The organism is Rhodococcus sp. ACPA4 (assembly GCF_002300185.1).
In the GTDB taxonomy this organism is placed as follows: Bacteria; Actinomycetota; Actinomycetes; order Mycobacteriales; family Mycobacteriaceae; genus Rhodococcus_F; species Rhodococcus_F globerula.
This window is the reverse complement of sequence record NZ_NSDY01000001.1, coordinates 4261012-4288003: the sequence shown is the minus strand read 5'-3', so window position 1 is coordinate 4288003 and position 26992 is coordinate 4261012. Positions and strand designations below refer to the sequence as shown.

At 60.0% G+C, this 26992-nt stretch carries 23 protein-coding genes; 17 read left to right on the top strand and 6 right to left on the bottom strand.

The annotated features are described in order from the left end of the window. Positions 1 to 7 precede the first annotated feature (7 nt). The 4 genes from CJ178_RS19585 (at position 8) to CJ178_RS19570 (ending at position 2704) form a co-directional block, all read left to right on the top strand. A complete protein-coding gene (locus CJ178_RS19585; protein ID WP_045065716.1) occupies positions 8 to 394 on the top strand; it encodes a VOC family protein in 387 nt (128 codons plus the stop codon). Next, entirely contained in the window at positions 394 to 1380 is a 987-nt protein-coding gene (locus CJ178_RS19580; protein ID WP_045065713.1) for a hypothetical protein, read from the top strand. Before CJ178_RS19585 ends, CJ178_RS19580 begins: the two co-directional genes overlap by 1 nt. Before the next feature lie 15 nt (positions 1381 to 1395). Beyond that, positions 1396 to 2145, top strand: coding sequence for a dienelactone hydrolase family protein (locus CJ178_RS19575; protein ID WP_052683422.1), 750 nt, complete (start codon positions 1396 to 1398; stop codon positions 2143 to 2145). 178 nt (positions 2146 to 2323) lie between these two features. After that, entirely contained in the window at positions 2324 to 2704 is a 381-nt protein-coding gene (locus CJ178_RS19570) for a Rieske (2Fe-2S) protein (protein ID WP_052683420.1), read from the top strand. Positions 2705 to 2768: 64 nt separating this feature from the next. Here CJ178_RS19570 and CJ178_RS19565 read toward each other — a convergent pair whose 3' ends face one another. After that, positions 2769 to 3065: a putative quinol monooxygenase gene (locus CJ178_RS19565; protein WP_045065711.1), complete on the bottom strand. Its 297-nt coding sequence runs from the start codon at positions 3063 to 3065 to the stop codon at positions 2769 to 2771. A gap of 199 nt (positions 3066 to 3264) precedes the next feature. Between CJ178_RS19565 and CJ178_RS19560 the strand changes: the two genes are divergently transcribed. From CJ178_RS19560 to CJ178_RS19540, 5 genes are read left to right on the top strand one after another with little or no spacing between them, the layout of a single operon-like run. Then, positions 3265 to 4737 carry an aldehyde dehydrogenase family protein gene (locus CJ178_RS19560; protein WP_204368956.1) on the top strand — a complete coding sequence of 491 codons (1473 nt, stop codon included), beginning with the start codon at positions 3265 to 3267 and terminating at the stop codon, positions 4735 to 4737. Further along, complete coding sequence (lhgO, locus tag CJ178_RS19555) at positions 4734 to 5954, top strand: L-2-hydroxyglutarate oxidase (RefSeq protein ID WP_045065709.1); 1221 nt, start codon at positions 4734 to 4736, stop codon at positions 5952 to 5954. The genes CJ178_RS19560 and lhgO overlap by 4 nt, the downstream gene beginning before the upstream one ends. A gap of 16 nt (positions 5955 to 5970) precedes the next feature. Then, positions 5971 to 6849, top strand: coding sequence for an amidohydrolase family protein (locus CJ178_RS19550; protein ID WP_045065706.1), 879 nt, complete (start codon positions 5971 to 5973; stop codon positions 6847 to 6849). Continuing rightward, positions 6846 to 8525 carry a thiamine pyrophosphate-dependent enzyme gene (locus CJ178_RS19545; RefSeq protein WP_257013265.1) on the top strand — a complete coding sequence of 560 codons (1680 nt, stop codon included), beginning with the start codon at positions 6846 to 6848 and terminating at the stop codon, positions 8523 to 8525. Before CJ178_RS19550 ends, CJ178_RS19545 begins: the two co-directional genes overlap by 4 nt. A gap of 41 nt (positions 8526 to 8566) precedes the next feature. Then, entirely contained in the window at positions 8567 to 9541 is a 975-nt protein-coding gene (locus CJ178_RS19540; RefSeq protein WP_095887437.1) for an Ldh family oxidoreductase, read from the top strand. A 43-nt stretch (positions 9542 to 9584) separates the two neighbouring features. Here CJ178_RS19540 and CJ178_RS19535 read toward each other — a convergent pair whose 3' ends face one another. Both CJ178_RS19535 and CJ178_RS19530 read right to left on the bottom strand, forming a co-directional pair. Next, on the bottom strand, positions 9585 to 11006 hold the full coding sequence (locus CJ178_RS19535; protein ID WP_257013264.1) for a sensor histidine kinase: 1422 nt from the start codon (positions 11004 to 11006) through the stop codon (positions 9585 to 9587). A 78-nt stretch (positions 11007 to 11084) separates the two neighbouring features. Further along, positions 11085 to 11801: a response regulator transcription factor gene (locus tag CJ178_RS19530; RefSeq protein WP_045065696.1), complete on the bottom strand. Its 717-nt coding sequence runs from the start codon at positions 11799 to 11801 to the stop codon at positions 11085 to 11087. Positions 11802 to 12255: 454 nt separating this feature from the next. On the opposite strand from CJ178_RS19530, the gene CJ178_RS19525 reads away from it, so the two are divergent. Beyond that, positions 12256 to 12999 (top strand): hypothetical protein, encoded by a 744-nt coding sequence (locus CJ178_RS19525; protein ID WP_052683417.1) that lies wholly within the window; start codon positions 12256 to 12258, stop codon positions 12997 to 12999. A gap of 245 nt (positions 13000 to 13244) precedes the next feature. Here the strand turns inward: CJ178_RS19525 and CJ178_RS19520 are convergent, their stop codons facing one another. Together CJ178_RS19520 and CJ178_RS19515 are read right to left on the bottom strand one after the other, a co-directional pair. After that, the gene (locus CJ178_RS19520) at positions 13245 to 14492 is read right to left on the bottom strand and encodes a cation:proton antiporter (RefSeq protein ID WP_257013380.1); all 1248 of its coding nucleotides are present in this window, start codon (positions 14490 to 14492) and stop codon (positions 13245 to 13247) included. A 74-nt stretch (positions 14493 to 14566) separates the two neighbouring features. Further along, on the bottom strand, positions 14567 to 16075 hold the full coding sequence (locus CJ178_RS19515; RefSeq protein WP_045065691.1) for a tryptophan 7-halogenase: 1509 nt from the start codon (positions 16073 to 16075) through the stop codon (positions 14567 to 14569). 494 nt (positions 16076 to 16569) lie between these two features. On the opposite strand from CJ178_RS19515, the gene CJ178_RS19510 reads away from it, so the two are divergent. From CJ178_RS19510 to CJ178_RS19480, 7 genes are all read left to right on the top strand, one after another. Next, entirely contained in the window at positions 16570 to 18285 is a 1716-nt protein-coding gene (locus tag CJ178_RS19510; protein ID WP_095887436.1) for a flavin-containing monooxygenase, read from the top strand. Between the two features lie 372 nt (positions 18286 to 18657). Continuing rightward, positions 18658 to 19857 (top strand): MFS transporter, encoded by a 1200-nt coding sequence (locus CJ178_RS19505; RefSeq protein WP_257013263.1) that lies wholly within the window; start codon positions 18658 to 18660, stop codon positions 19855 to 19857. A gap of 112 nt (positions 19858 to 19969) precedes the next feature. Then, positions 19970 to 20803: a siderophore-interacting protein gene (locus CJ178_RS19500; protein ID WP_045065683.1), complete on the top strand. Its 834-nt coding sequence runs from the start codon at positions 19970 to 19972 to the stop codon at positions 20801 to 20803. A 222-nt stretch (positions 20804 to 21025) separates the two neighbouring features. Continuing rightward, positions 21026 to 22618, top strand: coding sequence for an FAD-dependent monooxygenase (locus CJ178_RS19495; RefSeq protein WP_257013262.1), 1593 nt, complete (start codon positions 21026 to 21028; stop codon positions 22616 to 22618). 11 nt (positions 22619 to 22629) lie between these two features. Beyond that, on the top strand, positions 22630 to 23559 hold the full coding sequence (locus CJ178_RS19490) for a VOC family protein (protein ID WP_045065680.1): 930 nt from the start codon (positions 22630 to 22632) through the stop codon (positions 23557 to 23559). 1 nt (position 23560) lies between these two features. Continuing rightward, positions 23561 to 24385, top strand: coding sequence for a fumarylacetoacetate hydrolase family protein (locus CJ178_RS19485; RefSeq protein WP_045065677.1), 825 nt, complete (start codon positions 23561 to 23563; stop codon positions 24383 to 24385). A 113-nt stretch (positions 24386 to 24498) separates the two neighbouring features. Then, a complete protein-coding gene (locus CJ178_RS19480) occupies positions 24499 to 25281 on the top strand; it encodes an IclR family transcriptional regulator (RefSeq protein ID WP_257013261.1) in 783 nt (260 codons plus the stop codon). A gap of 98 nt (positions 25282 to 25379) precedes the next feature. Here CJ178_RS19480 and CJ178_RS19475 read toward each other — a convergent pair whose 3' ends face one another. Continuing rightward, the gene (locus CJ178_RS19475; protein WP_218833736.1) at positions 25380 to 26984 is read right to left on the bottom strand and encodes an ABC transporter substrate-binding protein; all 1605 of its coding nucleotides are present in this window, start codon (positions 26982 to 26984) and stop codon (positions 25380 to 25382) included. Positions 26985 to 26992 lie beyond the last annotated feature (8 nt).

Below are 26992 nucleotides of genomic sequence, written 5' to 3'. Positions count from 1 at the left end.
AAGAATCATGACAACGAAGTCGGTAACCCACAGCCTCCATCACGTGAACTTCCCCACCAGTGACCTCGACGCCACCGAGGCTTGGTACGGCAAGGTGTTCGAGATGACGCGTGTGCATCCTGTCAAAGCTCCGCCGAAGGGCACCATGCTGTTGACCCGCGGAAATTTTGATCTGCATTTCCGTCCGGTCGAGAAGGGCGAGGAGCAGACGGGCCTCATCCACTTCGCGATCGAGGTCGAAGACTGGGATGAGTTCATTGCTCACCTGGACAAGGTGGGAGAGGAATACATCGAGGAGCCGTACCGCGGCCACGATCTTTCCAAGACCGGTAGCGTCGTCGATCCTGACGGCCACCGCGTCGAATTCACCTGGCACCCCGATCGCACCTGGTGATGAGCAGCAAGCCTGTGGTCCGGGTCGGATTCGGCGACTACGACCACAACCGGGATTTATGGACTGGCGGTGTTGTCGTACCCGAGTGTGAGCTCGAATGTACGGCACTCTCCGCTCCGGAGGAGATCTTCTCTCGCTTTCTCGCGGGTGAGTGGGACGCCGCCGAGATGTCGTTGGCAGTGTCGACGGCGCTTCGCGGCAAGGGCGACGACTCGCTCGTTGTGCTTCCGGTGTTCCCGGCCAGGGCATACCGCCACGGTTCGATCTATGTGCGAGCAGACGGCCCGCAGGTGCCCGCAGATCTGAGCGGCCGAAGAATCGGAATTCCCGTGTGGGGCCAGACAGCCGGTGTCTATGTGCGCGGGCTGCTGGCTTCGGATTACGACGTTGATCTGAAGTCGATCGGGTGGGTCCAGGCGGGTGTCGACGAACCGGGACGCACCGAACCCGTTGACCTCGATACGAGTGGTTTCGACATCACGGCTGCCCCCGAAACCTCGTTGAATCAACTGCTGCTCGACGGCAAGGTGGATGCAGTCATCAGTGCGCGTCCACCGGAATGCGTTGTCAGCAAGGATCGCCGGGTCAAGCGACTCTTTCCCAAGTACACCTTCGACGAGATGGCTTACGCCGAGAAGACCGGGATCTTCCCGATCATGCACACTTTGGTACTGCGCCGTTCCGTGTACGAGGCGAACCCGGAGATTGCGGACGGACTGGTCAATGCCTTCACCGAGGCGAAGAACCGCTCGGTCGAGCGGTCGATGAGTCTCACTGTTCCGAGCTATCCATTCCCGTGGAGTGGAGCGCACGCACAGCGGGCGAAGGGATTGTTGGGTGCCGACTTCTGGCCGTACGGGATCGAGGCTAACCAGCGGAGCTTGGACGTATTCCTGGAATACTCTGCTGCCCAGTCGATCACACCACGCACGTTGACCACCAGTGAATTGTTCGACCGTGAGCGGTCGACGTCGATTCACGCCTGATTAAGGAGAACAAAAATGTGTCATGCGGATGTTCCTGAAGGTCAGGTAACGCCGAACGTCGATCGCCAGGACATCGCGATCTCGATCGGCGAGAACGTGGACATGCCGGCGACGCTCTTCACTGTCGACGGAGGCGGACCTGGAATCGTGCTGAATACCGATATTCACGGTCCCAGCCCGTTCTACGTATGCTTGGCGTCTCGTCTCGCCGTTGCCGGCTTCTCGGTTCTTCTGCCGGACTTCTTCTTCCGCCAGGGTCCTGCTGCAGGTCCCGACTTGGAGAGCGCATTTGCGCGGCGTAAGAGTCTGGACGAGGCCCAGACCGTTCGTGACCTTGATACCGCGACAACGTGGTTGAAGGACAAGATCGGTGGAGATCTTGTCGGTTCGCTCGGATTCTGCATGGGCGGAACGTATTCGCTGGATCTCGCGTCTCTGCGTGATGATCTGGTGACGGTGTCGTACTACGGGTTCCCGGAACCGCAGGCGACGCTGGTAATGCCCCCGCCGCGCCCCATGGATCTGGTCGACGACTCGAGCGGACCGGTTTTGGCTTTCTGGGGTGAGGACGACCATGGAATCGGTGTCGACGTTCCCCTCGCATACTCAGCGAGGGCGGAAAAGGTCAACTCTGGCTTCTCTTACGAGATCGTTGCGGGTGTCGGGCATGCATTCCTGGGCCATTCCCAGCTCGATGATCCCGAAGATATCGGTGCGAAGACCTGGAAGCGGACTATCGAGCACTTCCAGCGTCACCTCGTGTAGGCGCGTAGTCGAGCGTCCACACGCACGAAGACGTGCATGCCTGAACTGTTGGCCGACGTGCCACTGGTTCTGCCATGCCGGCGAGGCGCCACGATCGGGCGGTGCATACCGTACCCGCTGCCTCATCGCCTGATTGTGGTGCCCGCATACGTGGGCGGACAGTAGTGAGGAGCCTGGCATGAATGTGCCTGAAACCGACGGAGAACAGTTAGCCGGAAAGCTGATTCGCGTCGGCACGGTCGCTGCGTTCGTCGAGAGAAATGAACGTGTGGTCACGACCGTCGACGGACAAGAAATCTTGGTTCTCGCCGCCGGCGAGACGATCTATGCGGTCGGTAGTCGATGCACCCATCTTCCGTTTCGACTGGTGCAAGGTCCGCTCGTCGAGGAAACCGTCGAGATCGAGTGTCTGTTACATCAAGGTCGATTCAGCCTCGAGACCGGTGAGGCCACTAGAAAACCGTGCCGAAAACCTATTCCGACGTACCGGGTCGTCCAGGTTGACGGCGAGGTGTATGTGGACGCCACGAGGCGCATTCATTCTGATCGGAACCCGTAATCTGCTGCATGACAAAGCATCCCCTAGCCGAGAGTTCTCGGCGAGGGGATGCTCGTGTCCACGGTCAGCTCGGCTCCAAGGGAACCAGATCATGGCGCACACGGCTTTCCAAGTTCGGCAACACGCCGCCGCGAAGGTGGCGCTCGAAGTGGGGCGAGGCGAGATGTGCTTCGAATGCAGACTCGTCAACGTATTCCTCGAAGATGAGAAACTCAGCCGGGTCGGCCGCTGAACCGTTGACGCGGTAGACGAGATTCCCCGTCTCTGCTCGGCTGGGTTCGACCATGTTGCGCAGGGATTCCGTCACCGCGTCGATTGCCGACTCGCGAGCGCGGTAATGAGCGATCAATACGAATGTCATAGGTGTTCTCCTTGAATGTCCGTCACGTGTCGTCTACAGACTGACGTGTCTTCCTGGCAGGCGCGAGTACGCAACGCACGGGGAGTGGTGATTCTTAGCTTGCGAATTCTGTGCTCCTCTTTGGGATTCGGTGGCCGTAGCATCCATTTCTATAAGTCCCCGAAACTCATATTCGGGACCTACTTGAGAGGACGATCGGTTGACAATTCAACCCAGGCTTCTGCCCAGTCTTGTCGCCGGCGAGTGGCGCCGTCCGGACGAGGACCGCACATTCGAGGTCGTCAATCCAGCGGACGTCCGTATCACCGTCGCGCGCGTTGCGGCCATGACGGCCGCAGAGGTGACCCAGTTGTACGACGCAGCGGCAGTCGGTGCCGACGTGTGGCGGAACACTCCGGTGCTGGAGCGGGCTCAGATCATGGCCAAGGCTGCCGATAACCTGCGGGCCCGCGCTGCAGAGATTACGCGCGACCTTGTAGCGGAGATGGGCAAGACGACCGCCGAGGCCGCCGTGGAGGTCGGGAAGGCAGCGGACTTCCTCGACTACTACGCCGGCCTGGCGCGGTTGCCGCAGGGCCAGATACTCGCCGATGCACGTCCGAATACCCAGACGACTGTGCGAACCGAGCCGGTCGGCATCGTTTGCCTTGTCACACCGTGGAACGATCCACTACTGACACCGGCGAGAAAGTTGGCTCCCGCCCTGTACACGGGCAATGCCGTTGTTCTCAAGGCGGCCAGCGAAACTCCCGTCGTCAGTATGCACCTTGCGCAGGCGCTGCAGGACGCCGGTCTTCCGGCCGGTGTCCTCGGATTGGCAAGTGGAAAAATCGCTGAGATCGGCGACGCGCTTCTCGATGATCCGCTCATCAACGCGGTGAGCTTTACCGGAAGTACAGCGGTAGGCCGGTCGATTCAACGGCGCCTCGCCGGTCGTGACGTCCGCCTGCAAACGGAAATGGGCGGGAAAAACGCCGCGGTTGTCCTCGCCGACGCCGATGTGGAGCTGGCGGTCGCCGCTATCGCCGCGGCTTCATTCGGTCAGGCCGGGCAGCGTTGCACCGCAACCAGTCGTGTGGTCGTGGACGCAGCTGTGGCAACTGACGTGATCAGCGGAATTATCGCAGCTGCTGCGGCAGTCCGGCTGGGGCCCGGCGATGCCCCGGATACGGCCATGGGTCCGCTGGTGAGCAAGCGGGCACAGTCCGATGTCCTGGCTCATGTGGAGCGTGCCCGCGAGAGTGGGGCCGAGGTCGTCGTCGGTGGGCACGGACTCTCGACTGAGATGGCCGAGTACGGGTGCTGGGTGGCACCCACAGTTGTCACCAATGTCGAACGCTCCATGCCGATCTGGACCGACGAGGTATTCGGACCGGTAGTTGCTATCCAGGTTGTCGACGGTCTCGACGAGGCAGTGGCGGCGGCAAACGACACGACGTACGGACTGGCTGCGTCGGTATTCACCACGTCGATGAAGAACGCGTACTACTTCGCTGATCGTCTCGAGGCCGGTCAGGTATCGGTGAACCACCCCACTACCGGCTGGGATGTACATATGCCGTTCGGAGGCTTCGGAGAATCCGGCTCGGCGTTCAAAGAGCAAGGGCTGGAAGGACCCCGCTTCTACACGCGGGTCAAGACGGTCGCGATTCGGACGGATGTGGAACGATGACGGCGGGATCGCGGCGCGCCGGTATTGTCGGCGGCGGACTGGTCGGCCTGGCCGTGGGAAGGCGGCTTGCCCTTGACGGTTTCGAAGTGACGATCTTCGAAAAAGAAAAGGTGTTGAGCGCTCACCAATCGGGTCACAATTCGGGCGTAGTTCACTCGGGAATCTATTACACTCCAGGCTCTCTCAAGGCCACGTTGTGCCGACGCGGTGTTGATCTCCTCAAACAATTCTGTGTGGAACACGAACTGGTGTACCGCGAAATCGGCAAGGTTATCGTCGCTCGAAACGAAGCTGAAATTGCGCCGCTGCGAGACTTGCAGGAACGCGCACGGCTCAATGGCGTTCCAGATGTTCGTTGGCTCGGACAGGCAGAGCTTCGCGAAATCGAGCCGAATGTCGCTGGTATCGCAGCCCTCCATTCTCCGACGACAGCGATCGTCGACTATCCAGCCGTGGCGCATGCGATGGCAGCGGACATAGTCGCGGCTGGTGGGCAGATCAAGCTGGGCACCGAGATTCGCGATATCCAGGTGAACGGCGCTACGGCATCAATTGTTGCCGATTCCGGCAACTCGTACGAGTTCGATCATGTCGTCCTGTGTGCCGGTCTCCAATCCGACACTGTCGCAAGGATTGCCGGTGATGTAGCCGGCCCGGCAATCATCCCTTTCCGGGGTGAGTACTTGAGGCTCGTTCCGGCGCGGAAGGACTTGGTGAACGGCTTGGTCTATCCCGTCCCGGATCCGGCGTACCCGTTCCTCGGTGTCCACTTCACGCCGCGTGTCGACGGCGCCGTGGATATCGGGCCGAATGCACTTCTTGCAACCGCCCGCGAGGGATATCGTCGACGCGACGTGAACCTGCGCGAGTTTTTCGAGCTCTTGCGGTGGCCGGGATCGCGAAAGCTGTTCCACCAGCACTGGAAAACAGGCATCCACGAGATGAAGGGGTCGTTTTCGACTCGCGCCTACGTCAAGTCTGCACAGGACTACGTCCCGGCCTTGACCGTTGCGGATGTCGTGCGGGCTCCGGCCGGTGTGCGGGCGCAAGCCGTCGACGCCGATGGAACACTGGTCGACGATTTCCGGATCAGCAGGCTCGGCGCGGTGACAGCTGTTCGCAACGCCCCGTCGCCGGCTGCGACGTCATCTCTAGCTATCGGTGAATACGTTGTCTCGCAGATGTTTACACCTGGCTCTGGCGCAAATACCAATTAACGAGAATAGAGGATCCATGTTCATTGTCGATTCGCAAATCCATATCTGGAAAGACGAAGCTCCGGATCGTCCGTGGCTTCCGGGTGCGCGTGAGCGTATCCGTTTGAACGGTCATCGGGAGGAGTCGTTCAGCTACGAGGAAGCTCTCGGGTTGATGGACGAGGCCGGTGTCGATCGTGCACTGATCTTGCCGCCGTCCTGGGAAGGTGACCGCATCGATTACGCGCTGGAGGCGTGTGAGGCACATCCGGATCGGTTCGGCATCATGGCTCGTATCCCGCAGAACAAGCCCGTCGAGGGTGCGGCGATGATGAAGGATTTTGCGCAGAATCCGCATGTGAAGGGGACGCGGTTGACGTTCCACCGTCCGCAGGACCGTAACTGGATGATCGACGGCACCAACGACTGGTACTGGCCTCTGGCGGAGGAGTTGGGTATCAAGACTATGGTGCATGCTCCGGTGTGGAAGGCGGAGCTCGGTGAGATCGCGGGCAAGCATCCCGAGCTCAAGATCATCATCGACCACATGGGCATCATGGCTCGGTGTGTCGACGACGCGATCGGGTACTGGGTCAAGGAGACCGCGGATCTGCATGTGCACCCGAATATCTTTGTGAAGGTGTCGGCGATTCCGGGGTATTCGACCGAGCCGTTCCCGAATCTCAATATCGCGAAGTACGTTCGGGAGATGGTGGACGCGATGGGTCCGGAGCGTTGTTTCTTCGGTACCGACATCACGCGTTTGCTCGGTCACGGGTTGACGTGGACGGACACGGTCGAGCAGTTCACCGAGCATTTCGATTTCACCGAGCAGGAACTCGAGTGGATCATGGGTCGCGGTATCGCAGAATGCCTCGACTGGCCCGTTCTGGCGCAAGCGCAGGCACAGTCGTGAACGATCGTGTTGATGGCGGTGAAGCCATCCTCGCAGCGTGCCGCAGCATCGGAATCGACATCATCTTCTCGTCGCCCGGGTCCGAATGGGCACCGATGTGGGAAGCGCTCGCACACCAGGAGCGCGACGGCGTCGACGGGCCGCGCTACATCGATCTGATGCACGAAACACTCGCTGTCGCAATGGCAACGGGTTACGGGATCGTCACCCGTCGACCGCAGATGGTTCTCCTACATGCCGTGCCAGGTCTCCTGCAAGGTGCGTGTGGAATTCACGGTGCGCTCCTGGCGCAGGTCGGAATGGTTGTCTGCAGCTCCGAGTCGATCACGTACGGTGAGACCGAAGTAGACCCCGGGCAACAGTGGTATCGCAACCTTTCCATCGTCGGTGGTCCGCAGAGCGTTGCTGCCCCGTTCACGAAGTGGTCGACTCAGGTCGGCAGTGTGGAGACGCTGTACGGCTCGGTCGTCCGCGCAGCGGATATCGCGCGACGCGGTCCGGCTGGACCGGTCTACCTGAACGTGCCGGTAGAGGTACTCCTCGAACCGTGGGATGCGGATCGTGCAGTAGTTCGGCCGGCCCCGGCCCCCGGTCGCCGTATCAGTCTCGCGTCCGAAATCGACGACGCCGCCCGCCGCGTCCTCGCGGCGCAGCGACCCGTCATCATCACGGAGTCCGCCGGTAGACACCCGGATGGTTTCGATGCGTTGCTCGAGTTTGCCGAGCTGTTGTCGGTACCGGTGATCGAACCGCCGGCCGCAGTGTCCACCAACTTTCCGCGCAGTCACGAGTTACACGCCGGCGCAGCCGGTTCGGAGCTTATTCGTGAGGCCGATCTGATCATTCTGATCTGCTGCCGTGCACCGTGGTACCCACCAAGTGATCGCCCGGCAGCAGCAGACGTCCTGGTCATCGACGAGGTGCCGCACCGCCAGTACATCGACTATCAGATTCTCGGTGCCGATCAGTACCTCGAGGGTGAAGTCGGTCCGACACTGCGGGCGTTGAGTGCGACCGTCAAGTCGGCAGGGTCAGACGAGTGGCTGGTTGCGCAGCGACGCGAATTACGTTCCGCTGCAGCCCGTTCTGCCGTCGTATCGACGCCCGCGACGGACACAATCACGGCTGCGGATCTCGTAGATGCGCTCCGCGAAGCGCTGGACCCGGAGGCATCCGTCGTCGACGAGACGATTACGCACAGTCGTATAGTCGCCGACCGACTTCAGGCGGACAAGCCCGGGCGGTACCAGTACGTCCAGGGCGGACTCGGTCAGGGAATCGGTGTGGCGTTGGGCGTCAAGCTTGCCGAACCCTCACGCGAGGTCGCACTCACGATCGGAGACGGGTCGTTCCTGTACAACCCGATCGTGCAGGCCTTGGCAGCATCGAAGTCTCTGGATCTGCCCATCTTGATCGTGGTGATCAACAATCACCAGTATCTGTCCATGAAGCTCAACCATCTGCGCTTCTATCCGGACGGCGCTGCTGAGACCGACCAGAACTTCCGCGGGGTCAATCTCCACGACCAGCCGTCGGTTGCTTCCCTGGTCGAACCCTTTGGGATGCTCGGGCTGACTGTGACGCGACCCGACGAACTCGTCCCGGCACTGGAGCGGGCCCTGGCCAGCGTTCGCGGCGGCACGAGCGCACTTGTAGATGTTCACGTAGCGCGCTGATCAGCGCGCTCCATTCGGCTTGCATCCAGGAAGGCACTGTCATGTCTACAACTCGTGTTCGCGTCCAGGAGCAGACGTTGCGTGTGCTCGCCGGCAACATTTTCGTTGCGGCCGGCTGTTCCCTGGAGCACGCAGACCTCATTGCAGATGCGCTGGTGTGGGCGAATCTTCGTGGCTTCGACGCTCATGGTGTGTCGCGGATTCCGCGTTACCTGGAATTGTTCGACAGCGGGGAGTCCAACCCGGCGCCGGATATCACTGTGGATCAGACACGTTCAGCTGTCGCCATCGTCGATGCCGATTCTGCGCCGGGGCCCGTGGCACTGTCGACGGCTATGGATCACGCTATGAGCCTGGCGCGCACAGTGGGTATTGCCTGGGTGAGCGTTCGGGGCACCGTCCATACGGGCGCTCTCGGGTACTACACGGCACGAGCCGCCGACTACGGGATGGCGGGCATGGGGATTGTGGCGGGTATGCCCACACTGGGCTACCCCGGACGCGGCGGGGCAGTAGTGGGCACAAATCCACTGTCCGTCGCGTTACCCGCGGGAAAGCATCAGACAGTCCTGCTCGACACGACGACGGACTTCTCGGCGGCACCAGAGTTGCTGCCGCCGAGTGTAATTCCGTCACATGGCACCGGCGGCGCCGGAACGTCACTGGTTCTCGAGCTTCTTGCCAGCGGGTTGGCGTCGAATCCGATCGTCAGTCGCTTTCACTCCGACAAGCCGGGAGGCCGGCGTCACCGTCAGAATGCGGTGCTGATGGCCGTCGACATCTCGGCGTTTGTTGCTCCGGAAGAATTCATGGCGACGGTCGACGACACGCTCGAGGCCATCAGCAGGTTGCCCGTCGCTGATTCGACTACTGATATCTCATACCCGGGTGAGCCAGGGGTCAGGACGCTTCAGGAACGTCGGGTGGACGGCATACCGCTGCATGTTCAGCTTCTGGACGACCTCGAGACTGCGGCCGACAAGCTGGGAGCGGATGTTCCGTCAGACTTTCGCTAGCTACACGGGCGGCAACCGAGTCGAAGGTCGGCTCGGTTGCCGCTCATTCGGCGTGTGGTAGGCGTACGCAGAAGGTCGTACGCCCGGGCTGGGACTCTACCGTCATGGTGCCATGGTGTGCCTCGACGATCGAGGCCGCAATCGCCAGACCGAGTCCAGTGCTGTTGGTTTTTCGTGAACGACCCTTGTCTCCTCGTACGAAACGCTCGAACAGTCGGGGGAGGATGTCTTCGGCGATGCCGGGGCCGTTGTCGGTGACCGTCAATTCGACCGTCCGCTCATCGAGGTTGCCTGCCTGCACACGTAGTGCGACGGTGACGGTGGTGTCGGCAGGTGTGTGGACCCGAGCATTCGACAGCAGATTCGCCACCAATTGGTAGAGACGCTCGTTGTCGCCGTTCACCATCACTGCTGATTCCGGCACGTCCACGACCCACCTGTGGAGGAAAGCGGACACCCGAACGTCGTTGACGGCGTTGACGACGAGCTCCGCCAAATCGACCTCCGAGGTCTGTAGGCTCTGGCCTTCATCCAGTCGCGTGAGCAGCAGCAAGTCTTCGACCAGCGCGCCCATGCGTTTGGCTTCGGACTCGATCCGAGCGAGGGAGTACTCCGTCATGTCGGGCAGTTCGTCGCTGTCCTGGCGAGTGAGTTCCGCATATCCCTGGATTGACGCAAGCGGGGTCCGGAGCTCATGACTTGCATCCGTAACGAACTGCTTCACCCTCTTGTCCGCGGCTATCCGAATCGACAGTGCCTCGTCGACATGATGGAGAAGATGATTCAGCGCTTCACCGACCTTTCCCAATTCGGTGCGAGGGTCGGTATCCGATTTCTCCACGCGGACGTGCAAGGACACTTCTCCGACACTCAGCGGAAGTTCGGTGACTTGCTTTGCGGTTGCGACTACGCGGTTGAGTGGTTTGAGGGTATGCCGAACTACGAGGACCGTGCTGATGACAGTAGTTGCGAGGGCGAGAAGCGCGAGGACAGACAGGACCAGCGTTTCGTGAACAACGGCGTCGTTGGCGGCTTCCAGTGAAATTCCGACAATGAGCGATGAATTGCCCTTGTGTGCAATGCTTTCCATGCGCAATTCGCCGACGCCTGCCAGCGTGATGTTCTGTCGTTCGCCGTCGGCCCAGTCGTGGTTCCGAACTTGAGTGACAGCTTCGGCGTTCAGCGGCGCGGATTCGGAATCCGAGAACACCGCGGAATCCGCGACAATGCCGTTGTCCATGAGGAGGATGACTGTCCCCGGTGCCTGGCCGGCGTAGTCGGTCAGAGGCTTCCTTCCCCGCATTGCGCCTGTGGCAGAATCTGTTTCAGGATCGCCTAGGTATTTGTCGATCAAATGGCTGAACGAGGCCATCGATCCGGTCAACTGTGAATCGACCAGGCTGGTTACCGATGTGCGGAGCGAGATGATGCTCACGATGGCAACGACGAGGAGAATTGCTGCCATGACTCCTGTCATCGCGGTAACGAGTCGTCGTTGCAGCCCCCACGGACTACGGCGGGGCGCTGTTGCCGAGGTCGGCATTCAGTGGTCCTGAGACTCTTTGGGCCGCAGGATGTATCCGACTCCTCGCACAGTATGAATCATCGGATCGCGGCCGGCATCGATCTTTCGTCGTAGATAGGAAACGTAGAGATCGACGATGTTCGACTTGCCTGCGAAGTCGTAATTCCATACTCGGTTCAGGATCTGGGCGCGGGTGAGTGCCTGCCGAGGATTCTGCATCATGTAGCGAAGTAATTCGAATTCTGTTGTTGTCAAAGGAATTGACACACCACCGCGTTTGACCTCGTACGAACTCCCGTCGAGAGACAGATCACCGACGACGATTACGGTGTCATGCTCGGACATCGAATCAGCGGCTCGCCGGAGCAAACCTCTCAGTCGCGCCACCAGCTCTTCGAGGCTGAACGGTTTGGTCATGTAATCGTCGCCGCCGGCGGTCAAGCCGAGGACGCGGTCGCTGATCGAATCGAGGGCGGTGAGAAAGAGCACAGGCGTTCCCCGGCCAAGGACTCGTAGACGTTCGAGCATGCTGATTCCGTCGATATCCGGCAGCATGATGTCCAGGACTACCAGGTCGAACAGCTGCTCCTGTTGCAATTCCAGGGCGGTTTTTCCGTCGTGTGCGACGGAGACGATCCATCCCTCGTAGCCAAGCGCCAGGCTGACCAAATCGGTTATCGCCGGCTCGTCGTCCACAACCAACACACGAATCGGGGATCCGTCGGAACGGTACATCCGGGGTAGTCGAGCGAGGACTGCGCGTCGTCGGCCGAAGTCGGAGGACGCAGCACCCGGAGCAGATCTCGACACTGCACCATTATTCCTTATAAGCACGTTCGATAGTGCTCTCTACGGCTGGTGCACAGAAACTTCACATTTTTGCACATCGAATTCACCGGAATGCCGCTTAGCCTCGGACAACATGCAGAGGGCCGCGAGACATTTCAAGCCAGTGACGAGTCGGTACAGATCGTCCATGGCCTTGGCCTTCATGGCAGTCCTGATTGCAGTCACTGCTTCGATGTCCTGCGCACATGTGTCCTGCGCCGCACCGGCGAAGGCGAGTGGTTCGGCGATACCCGAACCAGGGCTGTCACAAGAACCAGCGCCGTCACAAGAACCAGGGCTGTCACAAGCCGGACAGACGCGGACGCCTGACGTTGGAACACAGCCTTCACTTGCTTCGCGAATGACACTGGCGACGGAGTTTGCCCTCGAACAGGGTGCGGAAGTTTCGATTGTGATCCTCGACCGGGTCGAGGGAGTTCGAGTTACCAATGGCAACGACGAACCGATAGATACCGCTTCGGTGTCCAAACTGTTCATCGCGGACGACATCCTCTTCCGCGAACAACAGGGTGAAGTCACGCTATCGGAGTATGAGGCCGGACTGATCGACGAGATGCTGCGTTCTTCCGACGACTCGGCTGCCGAGCTGTTGTGGAATCGCTTCGGCAGCAACAACATCATCGACCGCATCACAGCGCGGTACCCACTTTCGTCAACGTCCATCGGATCGGACGAGACATGGTGGGAAACACAAACGACCATGTCTGACATCGTGAGCTACTACGACGCCTTGCTCGACGGGAGAGGGGGCTTGTCGGCCGATCAATCTGCAGTCGTTCTCGGCGACATCGGGGATTTCACCTCAACCGCGGCCGACGGCTACTACCAACGGTTCGGCATCCCGGATGCGCTCTCCGGTGAATCCGGAATCGCGGTCAAGCAAGGGTGGATGTGCTGCATCGACGGAAACTGGATCCACCTGTCGACAGGCATCGCCGGCGACGACCACCGTTTCATCATTGCATTGGGGTCTCGTGAAACAGCGGCAAATTACGGGAGTGGAGACCTCGGCGCCGAACATGCGCGCTGGACTCTGACCGAAACGGCAGCGATCCTTTTCCCCGACGGTCGAATCGACTTGTGAAATCTGCAAGTGAACAAGGGAATTCGCGATGTCGACCGCAAACTTCGGCCCGTGTCCGGGAAAAGGTATCTTGCCGGGATTAACCGTAGCGACATTGGAATAGATCTGCGGAGCGCTCGTGATGACTTCGGCAGAGTACACAAATTCTGGGGCTTCGTAACCGGTGGGCGCGATCTCGCGGGCGCATTCCGCAGTGAGCACCGACAGTGAGATGTGGGCTTGGCGGCGTCAGACCGGCCGATGTGTCACTCCCGGCCCGGAGTTGTTTCCCATTTCTCATGAAGCTCTGCGCGCTGCTCCTCTTCGGTGGTGTGATCGACTCGCGCCATCGACCATCGCAGGATTGGTGGCGCCATCACGGACGTCACTACCGCCACGAATACGATGACCGCGTAGGCCTCGGCGCCGAAGACACCCAGACGAAGACCCACCATTGCAATCACGATCTCCACTGCGCCACGTGCATTCAACCCTGCACCCAACGCCACCGCTTCCAAGCGCGGTAGGCGAACGACCCGCGCACCCGCATAAGCGCCGGCGAACTTGCTCGCGGTAGCCACCACCAGAACACCTATTCCGGCCAGTAACACCGCCGGGTCGGTGAGTACCGAGAGGTCAACGCGTAAACCTGCGGTAGCAAGGAACAACGGTGCAAATACCGTCATCACCACGGTCCTCAGCGGGGCTAGCAACGCCGCTCGATTCTGGCCCACCACTACTCCGGCGACAAAGGCACCGAGAATCGCTTCGAGATGCAGCGCTTGCGTAGCCGCGGCGCAACCGAGGACGACGATAACCACCGTCGCGATGGTTGTCCGTTGATCGGAGAGCTTCTCGGCGCGATCCAAGACGACTTTCACGAGTGGCCGTAGCAACAGCAGTGCGGCCGCGACAAGCAACACCAACGATGCCACCGTCCACACGATCTTGCCTGCGCGCACGCCGACGGTCGCCATAGCCGACACCACTGACAGCATCACCCAGGCCGCAGCATCGACGACGGTTCCCGAGGCAAGCGTCAACTGCCCTACATTGCGATGCAGGAGTCCCATTTCCAGGAGAGTCTTGGCGATCACCGGTACGGCGCTGGCGGACAGCGCCGTACCGATCAGCACCGCAAAGGTGAGCTTCGACGTGCCTTCGCCGATCAGGCTGTCGGGGAGGAGAAAGCCCGCCGCGATGCCTGCACCCAACGGAATTACAAAGGCCCCGGCGCTGACCGACGCAACCACCCCGACACGCTTGCGAACGAATGCTGTATCAAGTTGCGCTGCAGACAAACCCACCAACAAGAGGATGCCGATCTGCCCCACTGCATCAAGAAGGTTCTGTTGCGCGGCAACCGCCGGAAACAGCCAATTCTCCACTGCGGTTGCAGTGCTTCCCAGGATCGACGGTCCCAACACGATTCCCGCTGACAACTCACCGACGATGCTCGGCAACCCAAACCTGTTTGCCACCTTACCTAATGCTGTAGCGACGCCTATGAGCACAGCGATTTGTGTCAGTAGTATCAGCAGTGCATGCTCACTGATCTGCGGTACGGGATCGGCAGCCGCCCAGATATTCACCGCGCCGCGACCGCAGGCTCTGCCCAAGCCAGCCCGTCAGGTGAAGGGACCAACCCGCCCTCGAGCAGTGGCGGTGGAGTCTGAATGGAATCGGTTGCGCCACGCGCTTGCAACGAATTCATCTCTTCCATCACTTCTCGTACTACCGGCGCGGCAAAGAGATGATTCATCCTCTGGCCGGAGGCGGTGTCCATGCCACCTGTTTTCACAGTCGCATCGGTCAATGCCTTGGTCGACGCGGAGAACCGCTTCACCACTGCGTCGGCATCGGTCAACACGTCCTCCTGCGAATACGCGCCCGCCACCAAAGACACGAAGGCCGTCATGTCCTGGCGGTCGAAGTTGGTGACGCGGCGCGCTTTCCAGAAGTACGAGTCTTCGGACTGCTCCATGTCGTAGAACGAGGACAGGAACTCGTAGAACACGGCATACTCGCGGCGGTACCGTCCCTCGAACTCACCGAAAGCGCGCTCCTCGGTCAATTCCCCGGACAACACGCTGTTGATCGAGCGTGCGGCAAGAACCGCCGAGTAGGTAGCCAGATGAACCCCGGTGGAAAAGACCGGATCAATGAAACACGCTGCGTCACCGACGAGTACCATGCCATTTCCCCAGAATTTGGTGTTGGCGTACGAGTAGTCCTTGCGGGTTCGGATTTGTCCGTACACACCCTCGGTCACCCGGGTCGCGTCCGAGAGCATGTCGTCGACAATGGCGCAGCGCTTGACGAACTTCGCCAACGCATGTTCCTGATCGCCCTGGATTTTCGCTGCGTGGTCCTTTGCGATCACCGCACCCACGCTGGTGAGTTCGTCGGTGAGTGGGATGTACCACATCCATCCTTCGTCGAATGCCGCGCACAGGATATTTCCTGAGTCAGGCTCGGGAAAACGCTTGCCCCCGTTGAAATATCCGAACAGTGCTACGTTCTGGAAGAAATCGGAGTAGACACGTTCGGTGCCCGCGTACTTCGTCAACCGTGTCTTGTTTCCCGAGGCGTCGACGACGTACTTCGCGCGCACCTCGCATACGTCGCCGTCCACATCCGTGTACGTGACACCGACCACCCGCCCGTTGTCGTCGAGGATGGGTCCGGTGACAGCGGCCTGCTCCCGGACGTCGACTCCGCAGTTCGAAGCGTGCTTCAACAGAATGTGATCGAACTTCATCCGTTCGACCTGGTAGGCGTATGACGTGGGACCGGCAAATTCGGGAGTGATTGCAAACAAGAAGTTCCACGGCACGGGATTCTTGCCCCAGCGGAAGCTGCCGCCACGCTTGCGCATGAATCCTGCTTCCTCCATTTCCTTCTCCACCCCGAGCAGTCGGCACACACCGTGGACGGTGGCGGGTAGAAGCGATTCGCCGATCTGATAGCGCGGGAACTGCTCCATTTCCAGCTGCACAACTCGGTGACCACCCTTGGCCAACAACGTTGCAGCGCTGGACCCCCCGGGGCCACCGCCCACTACGACGACGTCGACCTCGTCGATACGACTGCTCATTTCGATCCCTCTCGAGTCAGGTGTAACTCTTGTTGCAAAAAATTGAATACAGTGGCGCGCACCCGCCCGGGACGGACTCACTGTGCGAACGCGACGACATGAGCTCGATCCACAATCCGAAGACGACATCTGAATCCAAAGAAAGATTCAAGTCTTTAGAAATGGCTCTTTACTATTGTGGCCTCATCGATATCCTCTAACTATCCCAATTCGACAAACTCTAGCCTAGGCTAACCTAAATCTCGGGAACCGTGTTTGCTCGCTTTTGATGAAAACTGTTGCAGGCCTGCATCAACGGCGAGGTGGAGATCGGCTCCATCCACCAATTCGTCTTTTTACCATCGTTAGCCTAACCTAATTTTGTGCGTGTCGGGGCTGGAAGGTCAGGCCGTTACAGAACGCACATGATCCTCACATCTTTTGGGTCCGGCCCAGGTGGTCGCGATGCGATCGAGTCAGTTCGGTTTCTTACTCGGGAATCTCGGAGGCAATGAATGAAGGTTTGTGTCGTTGGAGCAGGCCCGTGCGGGCTGACAACCATCAAACAGCTTCTCGACGAGGGGCATGAGGTGGTCTGCTTCGATAAGAATGTGGACGTCGGAGGTATCTGGCTTCGCCACGAAGGCGACGGCGATCAGATGAAGGCTTACGACAACCTTCACCTGACCATCTCGATAAAGCTGATGGCCTACTCGGATCACCCGTTCTCGGGGGAGCGGGTGTTCTACACTCGCCGGCAATACTTCGAGTACCTCGAGGAATACGCCGATCTCTACCATCTCCGCAACCACATCCGGTTCGGTAGCGAAGTGACGAACGTCGAACGGAAATCCGATACGTGGACCGTGTCGGTCCGACGCGACGGTGTTCAGGTGGCGGAAGAGTTCGACGCAGTTGCCATCTGCTCCGGACCGTTCAAGACGCCCAACCGGAACATCGCTGAGCTCGCGAACTTCTCCGGAGAAATCGTCCATTCCTCGGAGTACCGCAACAACGAACGCTTTCGCGGCAAACGCGTCCTGATCGTCGGAATGGCGGAATCGGGCGCCGATATCGTCCGTGAAATCGGCGACGTGGCGGATGCCTGCACCCTGTCGATCCGGTCGTACAACTATCTCCTGCCGCGAGTGTTCAACAGCACCAGGACAACTGATCACGGCACCGTGAGATCGCACCACCACGAGATGCTCAGGCGGGCAACCGACTACCCGTTCCCACTCGACACCGTTTGGGGACGCAGTTCCCTGGCGAAGGCACTTTTTCTCGCCGTATCCGTGGTTCTCGGAGTTGTCACGACGGCCATGGGCGCTTTGCGCGTGCTTCGAGACAGGCTGATTCCGGGAATGCGCGCCGCCCAGCCCGCACTCAACCCGATGGGGGAGGCGGTCTATCCCCCGAAGTTCGACATCGGAACCCTCCACAACGACGAGAACTGGAACCTGATCAAGACCTGGAATCGCCGATCACACCCCGATGGAAGCTGGACACAGCGAACCATCTTCTGCAAGAACGTCAGCTTCATCCCGAGCATTGTCGATGGCCGAGTCGTGTTGAACGACGCGGGAATCGAGAAGTCCGACGGCAACAGAGTCGTCTTCAAGGACTCGAAGGAAGGCGAATTCGACACCATCGTGCTCTGCACGGGCTTCAACAACGAGGAACTCTCCATCGGCGAACTCCAGGTCAAGGAAGGAAACGTCCGCAACCTCTACAAGCATTTCCTCCATCCGGAACACCAGGGGAGCGCAGCATTCATCGGCTTTGTTCGCCCCTTCTCGGGCGGCATTCCCATCTGTGCGGAGATGCAGGCCCGATACTTTGCGCGTGTGCTCAGCGGCAAGCTGAAACTCCCTCGCAATCTCGACGAAGTCATCGGACGGGAGAAGGAGTGGGAAGAGCACTGGACCGCCTTGAGTCCGCGACACACCGAGGCCATACCGTCGCAGGTTCTGTACCTCGACGCACTCGCGCGTGAGATCGGCTGCATGGTTCCGATGCGGAAGATGATTCTCAATCCGAAGCTGTTCATCCAACTCTGGTTCGGCAGCTTCAATCAGGCTTGCTACCGAATCGTCGGGCCTCACAACATGGGTTCAGCTGCGCTTGACGACCTCTATTCCGAACTTGTCGACAATCGCCGGGAAATGGCGTTCCGAATGTCGATGTTGCAGCTGATGCCCTCCTCCGTTCATCCGAAGCACTTGATGTAGGGCACCGAAGCTGAAGTCGGTTTGTGAAATCTGCAAGTGAACAAGGGAATTGGAGACCTTCGACTTATCGCATCGTCATGGGTGATGGTCTCCGTCTAGCAGATGTGGCCGCAGTTCTGGCCACCGTGCCTTGCACACTTAGGTTGAAGTCGGTGTCATTGACGCCGCCGCGGCGCCGTCGATACGGTCTCAATGCTGGGGTCTGGAGATGCTCTCTCGGTAACGCCGGTTGAAAGTAGCTTGCGTGCTTCGTTTTCCGTCCACCGCAGTGGATCTCCTGCCTCAGACCCCGACAAGATAGGCGCAATAGTGCTCCAAACCTTTCGCTCACTTTCAATCCCCAACTACCGCAGATACGCAGCCGGTGCAGTCGTGTCCAACGTGGGCACCTGGATGCAACGCATCGGCCAGGACTGGCTGGTTCTCCAGTTGACAGACAACAGTGGGACCGCAGTCGGTATCACGACGAGCTTGCAGTTTCTGCCGGTCCTGCTGATCTCACCCCTCGCCGGTCTATTGGCAGATCGCTATCCGAAGCGTCGGCTGATGCAGGTGACGCAGGTAATGATGGCGGTCCCTGCGCTCATATTGGGCATCCTGGCGGTCACGGGTGCCGCTCAGCCATGGCACGTCTACGCTATTGCCTTTGTCTTCGGAATCGGAGCAGCTCTGGATGCTCCTGCGCGACAGTCGTTTGTGCCGGAACTGGTCGGACCCGAGGATCTCACCAATGCGGTGGGGTTGAACTCCGTATCGTTCAATACCGCGCGGGTTGTCGGCCCCGCATTTGCCGGTGTCTTGATCGCCGCGTTCGGTTCCGGCTCCGAGGCAGCGGGGTGGGTGATCCTCCTCAATGCATTGAGTTACATCGCAGTGATCTACGCACTTCAATCGATTGACCCCGACCTGCTCTCGTCGCCTAAGCCGCAGGAGCGCCGCAAGGGGATGTTGCTCGAAGCAGTGCGCTACCTGCGTGGTCGACCCGACCTTCTGTTCGTGTTCGTGATCGTTTTCTTCGTGGGTGCGTTCGGAATCAACTTCCAGCTGACCACGGCTTTGATGTCGACTCAGGAGTTCGGCAAGAGCGCCGGGGAGTTCGGTCTGTTGACTTCGGCGATGGCGGTCGGGTCATTCGTGGGTGCTTTGGCCGCGGCGAGGCGATCCACGATCTCCGGCCGTCTGGTGATGTTCGCGGCACTGGCGTTCGGTGGCGCGTTGGCAGTCGGTGGATTGATGCCGACGTATCTGACCTTTGCGATCTGGACACCGCTGATCGGACTCAGTGCCATGACCATGATCACCGCAGCTCAGGCCAACATCCAACTCAAGGTCCATCCGGAGTTTCGTGGACGTGTGACCGCGCTGTACGTGATGGTGTCGATGGGAGGTGCGCCGATCGGTGCGCCGATCATCGGATGGATCGGCGAGACATTCGGACCACGGTGGACTCTGTTTGTGGGCGCGGCGGTGGCTTTGTCGAGTGTGGTCGGAGCTGTGGCTGCATTCGGTTGGCCTACGCGGGCGGAGTCTTCGGATGCGGGGGCGTCCTACCCGAGTCAACCAGTTCGTTGAGGATCGAATACGCCGTCCCCGGAGTGATCTCACAGACTTTTCATCGATATATCGTGATATAGATATAAGTATATCGTTATTCATCCTGAATCCGTCCGATCAAGGAGACGTCTTGACTACCTATTTGACTGTGACCAGTAGCGAACACATCACTCCGTCGCTGCGGCGCGTGTGGTTCCGCAGCGACGACCTCTCGGCGTTTGTCGGCAGTGTGTCCACCGACCGCTACGTCAAGCTGGTCTTCCCCAAACCCGGTGTTGTGTACCCCGAGCCTCTCGACGTCCGCGCTTTGCGCGGAACTATGGCGCCAGAGGACCTGCCTGTGGTGCGTACATACACAGCGATTTACCCGGATATCGAGGCGGGGACGTTGGCAATCGACTTCGTGCTGCACGGAGATGAGGGTGTCGCTGGACCGTGGGCGGCTGCAGCTCAATCCGGTGACACATTGATGGTCAATGGTCCCGGCGGACGATATGCTCCGGACCCGACTGCCGATTGGCACCTGTTGGTGGGCGACGAGTCGGCAGTGCCCGCGATCAGTGCCGCAATCTCCGCCCTCTCCGACGCCGCGCCGGACGCTGTGGCCCGGGTTGTGGTCGAGGTGGACTCGGCCGCGCATGAGCCGCCGTTGAAGGTCGTAGCACCATCCGGCGCTGAGATCGTCTATGTCCACCGCGATGTGGATGGTGGACACAATGCGTTGGTGGACGCTGTGCGTGACCTCGCTTGGCTGCCGGGGCGCGTCCAGGTATTTGCGCACGGAGAGGCCGAATCAATCATGCACGGCCTGCGCCCTTACCTGTTGAGTGAACGTGGGTTGCAGCGGGATCAGGTCTCGATCTCCGGATACTGGCGCCGGGGACGTACCGAGGAGGGGTTCCGGGAATGGAAGTCCGAGATGGATCCAGAAGGTGGACGTGGGAGGGGTCGTCGCCGAGCCTAGGTCGGTGGGAGGTCGACGCGGTGGCGTGTGGGCTCCGGCTCAATTGCGCAGCAGCTATTGGCAATTGAGCCGGAACCGTAGCCGGACTTCGTGGTAGAGGTTCTCCTTTGGGGGTAAACCTTAGAGTGCGTCCTACGTCGCAGGAATCTATTCCTGAACGACTGGACGGCGAGTTACCGTTTCTGTACGCCACTTCTGGTGGCGATCCCAGAGGAGGAACTCGTGAACTCGATATTTCGAGGTCGCCGGTACGACGTGGCGATCTGCGGCGCAGGTCCGGTCGGAATGACCGCTGCAGCGCTACTCGCGGCCCGCGGCCTCGACGTGGTTGTGCTCGAACAGCGCATGACGACCAGCGACGAGCCGAAGGCGATCAGCATCGACGACGAGGCGTTGAGGGTCTACCAACAGGCGGGCATCGCCGAAGCTGTAATGCGAATCATGGTGCCAGGAACCGGAACCCAGTATTTTGGCAGTGACAACAAGCCGTTGTTTCACGCGCGTGCTGCTGTCCCCTACCGACTTGGATACCCGTTCAAGAATCCGTTTGCCCAACCGGATCTGGAACGTATGTTGCTCTCCGCGCTTCGTGAGCATCCGCGCGTCGACGTACACTTCGGCACCGAAGTAACTGGCGTGGAACAGGATCAGGATTCTGTCACGATCTCCACGACGGGTGGTTCTGTAGTAGCTCGGTACGCATTCGGTTGCGACGGTGGTCGCTCGACGATTCGTGAGCTGTTCGGAGTCACCATGAGTGGGCGGAGTTACGCCGACGTGTGGCTCGTGGTCGACACACTCGGTGACTTCCACACTGAACGCTTCGGGATGCACCATGGCGATCCGGAACGCCCACACGTGATCGTCCCCGGACTCGATGGCCGTTGCCGTTACGAATTCCGGTTGTTCCCCGGAGAGGGTGAGCCGACGGACACGCCCTCGTTCGAACTGATCGAACAGTTGCTGCGCAGGTACCGCGACATCACTCCCGAACAGGTTGAGCGAGCGGTCAATTACCGCTTCAACGCCGTCGTCGCGGACGACTGGCAGATTGGCCGATGTTTCCTGCTTGGCGATGCCGCCCATATGATGCCGCCGTTTGCCGGCCAGGGCTTGAACTCCGGAATCCGGGACGCGGCGAACTTGTCGTGGAAAATCGCCGATGTACTCGACGGGCGACTTCGTGAAGAGTCCCTGCACAGCTACCAGAGCGAGCGCAGTCCGCATGCGGCCGCAACCGTGCGCGCGTCCGAGAGGCTCGGCAGAGTCGTCATGACAACCTCTTCCGGGCTAGCTCGCCGACGTGACGAACTGGTCGGGGCTGCCCTGGCTACACCGGCAGGGCGGACCTTCTTCGAGGAAATGCGGTACCGTCCCGTCCAGCAGTTTACCGACGGACTGGTGATTCCTGGTCCGAATGTCGGTGTACCCGTGGGACAACCGAGGGCCTTCGACACGATCGAGAAGCGTATCGATCTGTTGGATCACTTCCTCGGCGACGGTTGGGCGCTGATCGGTGTCGATGTTGTCGACGCCGGCGAGTGGGCTGACGCATCGGATGTGGCAACCCTCTTCGATTCGACCGCCGCGTGCGTGCCTGTCGACGAAGTCCTGCCCCGGCTCTCGCAGCGAGTGCTGATCGACGTGGACGGCGGGCTGAATCGCGAATTCGATTGTTATCGAGGGCGATTCGTTCTCTTGCGTCCAGATCACTTTGTTGCCGCCGCGTGGTATCCCCACGACACAGCTCAGGTCGCCGATGTATTGCGCACCTGGACGCTCCGATTCCAGGCATCCCACTCCATACCACTATGAAAGGCTTAACCATGGAACGACCGAATCGTGTTGTCCTGCAAGAACGCGACGCTGCAGGTACCCTCACCTCTACTGCCGTCTCGCACATCGGATTCTATGTTCCCGATGTGTCCCTGGCAGCGTCCTTCTACGGCCGCGTTCTGGGTCTCGTAGTTCAAGGAGAACTCGAGAACGGTGGGCTGCGCCTGGGATGGGGTACCGGTCACCACGTCCTTGACTTGATCGAAGGCGAAAAGAGTCTGGCTTACTACGGCTTCGAGGTGCGTGACGCAGACGGAATCGAAGGAATCCGGAAGCGTCTGACCGCTGCGGGACATGACGTTACCGAACTCGATCCGTCTTTCATCGACTATGCGCTCGGCGCTCCGGACGGAATCTCCGTCCCCGATCCCGACGGCAACATCGTGCATTTCCACGGGCCAGTGGAGCGGCAGGGTGAGAATGCCGCTGACACGGGTCGTCGTCCGATCAAGTTCCAGCACACTACGGTTGGCACTGTTGACGTCGCAGCGATGGCGGCGTTCTTCGTCGATACCGTCGGGTTCCGTATTTCCGATCAGCTCGAGGACGGTAAGTTCGCGTGGCTTCGGAGTGATCGTGACCATCACACCTTGGCTGTCGTCGAGATCGGGAAGGCCGGCGACATCGACCACTATTCGTACGACCTCGCGGAGTGGGAGGACTTCAAAGCCTGGTGCGATCGGCTCACCGATCTTGGTGTCGACGTGAGTTGGGGACCGGGCCGCCACGGCCCCGGCAACAACTTGTTTGTCTTCTTCGACGACCCCGCCGGCAATCACATCGAACTTTCTGCCGAAATGGAAAAGTTCCACGATGACCGCGTTACCTATGTTCCGCGGCGCTGGAAGCCGATCCCGACCTCGGTGAACCTGTGGGGCGGCCAACTCGCAACGTGGCGCAAGACTAGCGAAGGAAACTGAGATGTCATACGCAACATATGAATTCAACGGATTGCGCGGTGTCGGCGAGGTTGACGGCGATCAGCTGGTCCCCCTTGCCGGGCTCACGGAGATCGGGGTTTCTACATCGATCGACGTCCTCGCCGCCGCAACGCGTCGCCCCGCGGACACCGTTGCGATCAAGGACGTCACGCTGCTCCCGGTTGTGCCGAATCCCACCAAGATTCTGTGCGTCGGCTTGAACTACCGGGATCACGTCACCGAGACCAAGCGGGATCTCCCGACCTATCCGGTGATGTTCGCCAAGTACGCCTCGAGCTTGCTCGGTGCATACGACGACATCGCGGTGCCGCCGGAGTCCGAGCAGGTCGACTACGAAGGCGAACTTGCCGTCATCATCGGGCGATCGGGACGACGAATCTCCGAAGAGAACGCTCTCGACCATATTCTCGGATACTCGGCGGCGAATGACATCACGATGCGTGACTTTCAGTACAAGACTCACCAGTGGATTCAGGGCAAGGCTTGGGACGCAAGCACTCCGGTCGGCCCCACTGTCGTGACGCCCGACGAGGTCGACATCACCGCGGCTGGCATACGCACCATCGTCAACGGAGAGAAGGTGCAGGAATCAGATCTTTCCTACCTGATCTTCTCCATCGCCAGCCTGATCTCGACCATTTCGACCTTCACCGCTCTCGAACCCGGCGACATCATCTTGACCGGAACTCCAGGCGGAGTCGGGTACCGGCGCGATCCTCAGCTGTTCCTGCATCCCGGCGACAGCGTCAGCGTCGAGATCGATGGCGTTGGTACCGTGCGTAATTCGGTAGTTGCGCAGCAGTAGTCCTGACCACACACCGCGAATCCGGCCGCGCCCGAAAATTCGGGTGCGGCCGGACGCATCAGGAAAGGAGCGAGCATGAGAACGCACGTCCGTTATTCGGGATGGTGGTGACTGTGACTACATTCCCCGGTGGCTATCGCGAACGCAACTCCACCGCAGACCGCACGCTGACCATCCTGGGCATGTTCTCCGACAATCGACTCCACATCAGTGCAGGCGACGTGGCCGACGCACTCGACTGTGCGCGGTCGACTGCATACCGATACTTGCAGACGTTGGTATCCACGTCTTTTCTCGAGGAGGCACCTGGTGGTGGATTCCGGCTCGGCATCCGGGTGATGGAGCTTGCCCGCCTGGCCCGGCGTAGTTTCAGCCTCACAGAGATCGCACTACCTGTCATGCGTGCGTTGGCCGATGAGCTCGGTGAAACGGTTCTTCTGACCCGGCTGGTCGACAATGCAGTTATCTGCATCGAGCGCTGTGAAGGGTCGAGCCAACTGATTCGGCTCAGTTATGAACGAGGTACTCGCCTCCCGATCAATGCCGGGGCCTCTGCATTGGTTCTGTTGGCCTGGCTTCATGAGACCCAGGCCCGTGACCTACTTGCCGGAGAACCTCTCCAGTGTTTTACCGAGAGCACGCTCGTCGATATCGAGTCTCTGATGAACCGACTGTCCGAGATTCGGACCAATTCCTTCAGTGTGTCTGTTGCCGAAGTCGATCCTGATGTCATCGGCGTTGCCGCCCCGGTTTTCGGCGACGACGGTTCGGTCGTCGCAGCGTTGAGTGTCGTCACCATGCGTCGTCGCGTGCCGTCGCAACGACTTGACGAACTGGTATCGGCCATATCAGCCGCAAGCAACAAGCTGTCGAGACAAATCTCCGTTGTCAGTTGAACAAGAGCGCTCGTCGTACACAGGGGGCCCACCCCGTTTGTGCCAACGCAAGACGCTCGGCTGGAATGTCCAGTCGAGCGTGCTGCGGCAGCGACTGATCAGTCAGCGAGCCAGAGTCCCGCCGTCAGCAGGGAACCTTCTCCGTACATCGTGATTCCACCGACCTTGTCGGATGCGATCGTGGTCTCCGAGGTGCGCTGGTAGAAGATGGCCGGCGACGTCTCGGCAAGACGTTCTGACGCAGTCTCATACGCGTCCTTACGGTCCGCAACAGACTCGCCGACGCGCCCTGCGACGAGTGCCGCATCGAGTTGATCGTCTTTGATGCCCGTTGCGCTCCGTGGCGATGTGCTGTGGAAGGAGCGGAACAACGCAGGTTCCGGGTCGATGAAGTTCGACGCCGCCACCATCATGTCGAAGTCCTTTTGCCCGTAAACCCTTCCCGACTCGGCCCAGTCGACGCGATTCACGGCAATCTTCACGTTGTCGTACTGACTGAGCTGTGCCTGAACTGCCTGGGCAACAAGTTCCTTGCCCGGGAACGCGGTGAAGGTGAACGTCAACGCAGCACCTTCGGCGGCAAACTGATCAAAAAGGTCCTGCGCCTTGGTTTTGTCGTAGGTGTGTAGCGGAGTGTCGGTGTAGAACTGACTGCCTTCCGGGAACAGAGTCTCGGCGCCGACGCCTGCGCCCTTGTCGATAGCGAGCCCCAGTGCGTCCAGATCTATCGCTGCGCTGACGGCTTGGCGTTTGCGAACGTCGTCGAACGGTGCCCTTGTCGTGTTCAAGGCGAGGAATGTTCCGCCGGCCATCGGCATCGTCTGAACCTGGAACCCGGCGGTTGTCGCCTTCTCCACGACGGACCAGTTCGCGGCCTGTACAACGTCGGCTCCACCGCTCACTACCGAATTCAACCGCTGCTCTTCATCTGCCGAGGAGGAGAGAGTGATTCTCTCGAGATACGGCCGAGGAGCGTCCCAGTACTTCGGATTCTTGACCAGTTCGATCTTGCCTGCACGAGTCCAGCTCTCCAAGGTGAACGGACCAGCTCCGATCGGATCGGCGTCAAAAGCCTGCGATCCCCGCGCCAACGCCTCCGGCGACGCGATCCAGTTCATCGCCGTCTGTGAGATCTGATGGGCGTATGAGGGAATCGCCTGTGTCAGCGTTATTTTCAGGGTCGCTGCACTCAAGACCTCGGACGATGCGACCAGTGCAGCGTCGGGAGTCGAGTTGGAGCCGAGCGACTTGTCCTTGAGTCGATCCCAGTTGTACTTCACCGCATCCGCGTTCAACGACGACCCATCGGAAAACTCGAGACCGTCTCGAAGCTCGAGGACGAATGTCTTACCGCCGTCATCGCTCGAGAGGTTCTCGGCCATCGAGTAGATGATCTCGTCGGTTTGCTCGTCGCCGTACATGAGCGTTCCGTACAGTGAATTACCTAGTGTTCCTTGACCTTGCAGCTTGTTCTGAAGGATCGCGGGATCGAGGTTGCGTGGTTCACTCAACAGTACGGTGCGCAGGGTGCCGCCGGAGACGGGATCACCCGCCGGTCCGGAAATGGACGAGGACTCGGAGCCTGCGGCGCCACCGCCACACGCCGTCAGAACAAGCGCAACGGAACACGCCGCTCCCACAGCCAGTAGTCGTGTACTTCGGAACAGTCGTGTACTTCGGAACATCCGTGTACTTCGGAACATCAATGGTC